Here is a 1459-nt window from a genome sequence, read left to right on the forward strand (position 1 = left end):
GGCAACCACCGAGCGAGCGCTTCATCCAGGTGTCGACGATGTCGAAAGTCAGGGGGGCATGCGCACCGATGCTCGGATGCAGCGCCGAGGGCGGGTTCCAGGCCTTGTAGCGGACGCCGGCCACGAACTCGCCGACGGTGCCGGTGGGCTGCAGCGGCAGCGCACGGCCGTTGACGGTGACGACGTAGCGGCTTTCGTTGAGGCCGGTGACGCGCACCTCGATGCGTTCGAGCGAGGAGTCGACATAGCGCACCGTGCCGCCGGCCGAGCCTTCCTCGCCCATCACGTGCCAGGGTTCGAGCGCGTTGCGCAGCGACAGCTCGACACCCATCGCCTGCACCTGGCCGACCAGCGGGAAACGGAACTCGAAGTGCGGCGCGAACCAGTTCGGGTCGAAGGCGAAGCCGGCCTGCCGCATCTCGCTGATGACGTCGTCGAAGTCCATCCTGACGAAGGTCGGCAGCAGGAAGCGGTCGTGCAGCTCGGTGCCCCAGCGGGTGGCCGGCGCCTGGTAGGGGGCGTCCCAGAAGCGGGCGATGAAGGCGCGCAGCAGCAGTTGCTGCGCGATGCTCATGCGGGCATGCGGCGGCATCTCGAAAGCGCGTAGCTCGAGCAGGCCCAGGCGGCCTGTGCTGGAGTCGGGCGAATAGAGCTTGTCGATGCAGAACTCGCTGCGGTGCGTGTTGCCGGTGACGTCGACCAGGATGTTGCGCAAGGTCCGGTCGACCAGCCAGGCCGGCATGTTCTGGCCGTGGATCTCGCGGTTGCGGGCGATTTCCTTGAGCGCGATCTCGAGCTCGTAGACCTGGTCGTTTCGGGCCTCGTCCACGCGCGGCGCCTGGCTGGTCGGGCCGATGAACATGCCCGAGAACAGGTAGCTCAGCGACGGATGGTTGTGCCAGTAGAGCAGCAGGCTGGCGAGYAGCTCGGGCCGGCGCAGGAAGGGGCTGTCGGTCGGCACCGCGCCGCCCATCACGAAGTGGTTGCCGCCGCCGGTGCCGGTGTGGCGGCCGTCGGTCATGAACTTCTCGGCCGACAGGCGGGTCTCGAACGCGGCGTTGTAGAGGAACTCGGTGTGCTCGACCAGCTCGCGCCAGTTGTGCGCGGGATGGATGTTGACTTCGATGACGCCGGGATCGGGCGTGACCTGCAGCATCTTGAGGCGCGGATCGCGCGGCGGCGGATAGCCTTCCATCACGATCTTCACGCCGAGCTGCTCGGCCGTGGCTTCGATCGCGGCGACCAGGTCGAGGTAGTCCTCCAGCCGCGCCAGCGGCGGCATGAAGACGTAGAGCACGCCCGAGGCGCTGCCGAGCTTCTCGGCCGCCGGTCCGTTGGCGCGGCGCGGGTCGCGCACCTCGACGCACAGCGCGCTGCGGGTGATCCAGTGGGCCGACTCGCCGCGCCGCGGCTGGCGCGGCGTGGTCGGGTCGATGGCGGCGTCTGCCGTCGGGCGGGG

At 69.1% G+C, this 1459-nt stretch carries 1 protein-coding gene; it reads right to left on the reverse strand.

Annotated elements, in window-relative coordinates:
- Window positions 1–1459 (reverse strand): transglutaminase family protein (locus AC1D2K_RS34600; protein WP_478094945.1); only part of this gene is annotated, 1459 nt, incomplete at both ends.

This window comes from Variovorax sp. P1_H12_2, from assembly GCF_056405335.1.